The organism is Herbaspirillum sp. B65, from assembly GCF_000333555.1.
GTDB classification, from domain to species: domain Bacteria; phylum Pseudomonadota; class Gammaproteobacteria; order Burkholderiales; family Burkholderiaceae_D; genus Herbaspirillum; species Herbaspirillum rubrisubalbicans.
Genome location: NZ_BADI01001102.1, coordinates 1 through 645 on the forward strand (window position 1 = coordinate 1; position 645 = coordinate 645).

1 protein-coding gene is annotated in these 645 nt (G+C 61.6%); it reads left to right on the forward strand.

Going from position 1 to position 645, the window contains the following annotated elements; all coding sequences use genetic code 11:
- Positions 1 to 235: 235 nt before the first annotated feature.
- Positions 236 to 645 (forward strand): glutamine amidotransferase-related protein (locus tag I5W_RS26140; RefSeq protein ID WP_044531452.1); only part of this gene is annotated, 410 nt, incomplete at its 3' end.

Consider the following 645-nt stretch of genomic DNA (forward strand, 5'->3'; position numbering starts at 1 on the left):
GCAAACTGCACCCGGTTGGGCAGGCCAGTCAACTGGTCCTGGTACGCCAGGCGACTGATCTTCAGTTCGCGGTTGGCGATCTCCGAACGCATGGTCTCGAAGGCCGCGCCGAGCCGGCCGATTTCATCCTGGCGCCGCAGGTTTTCTCCAGTCGACATTCGAAAACAATGCAGGAAGCATTTTCACGAGAAAAGCCTCCGCTGCCAGTTTTGCCCTGAATACCGACCACGTTTTTATGCCTGCCCCAGTCCTGATCATTCAAACCGGCGACGCCAATCCTGCCCTCAAGACTAACTACGGTGGTTATGCCGACCAGATCGGCTGCGCTGCCGGCCTATGCCAGAGTGAAATCGAAGTGGTGACCGTATATGAAGGCCAGCGCCCGGCCTGCCCACGCAGCTATCGCGCGGTCTTCATCACCGGTTCTCCGGCCATGGTGACCGACAAGGAAGACTGGAGCGAGCGCACCGCCGAGTGGATCCGCGACGCCGCCGAGCTGGACACGCCCATGTTCGGCATCTGCTACGGTCACCAGTTGCTGACCCACGCCTTCGGCGGTGAAGTCGGCTACAACCCGGCCGGCCGCGCCGCCGGCACCATGCACGTGAAGACGCTGGAATGCTGCCGCCAGGATGAATTGCTGGG